We start from the raw sequence: 525 nt of genomic DNA, 5'->3' as shown, positions 1-525 counted from the left end.
CTCTCTTGATGTCGGACTCACTGAACAACTCGCGATAATCGAGAAACTCAGGCAGAGCTTTAATATAACCACCTTATGTCATGTGTTCAGTGTCCACCGCAGCAGTTACAAATACTGGCGTTGTCGCCCTAAACGTGTATCCCCTGAGTTGGTGAAACTAAAAAGTCTCATTAAAGAAGTTCATATGGCAAGCAACGGCTCTGCTGGTGCGAGAAGCATTGCCGACATGGTGACAGCTCAAGGTATAAAACTGACACGTTATCGAGCTTCTAAGATAATGAAATTATTAGGGTTGGTAAGCTGCCAAACACCGCATCATCGTTATAGAAAGGCATCGCAAGAACACGTAGAGATCCCCAACCATCTATCTCGACAATTTGCCGTTACCTCTCCAAACCAAGTCTGGGTGGGAGATGTGACATATGTCTGGACGGGACAGCGGTGGATGTACCTTGCTGTCGTCATTGATTTGTTCGCTAAAAAGCCGATTGGTTGGGCGATGTCAGTCTCTCCCGATAGCAAGTT

At 46.3% G+C, this 525-nt stretch carries 1 protein-coding gene; it reads left to right on the top strand.

Translation table 11 applies throughout. The annotated features are described in order from the left end of the window. A partial coding sequence (locus R7O13_RS30665) for a DDE-type integrase/transposase/recombinase (protein ID WP_318305695.1) occupies positions 1-525 on the top strand: 525 nt, incomplete at both ends.

The organism is Vibrio sp. Y176 (genome assembly GCF_033438945.1).
Note: the sequence above shows the minus strand (reverse complement) of the source record. Positions and strands in the feature narration are given on the sequence as shown.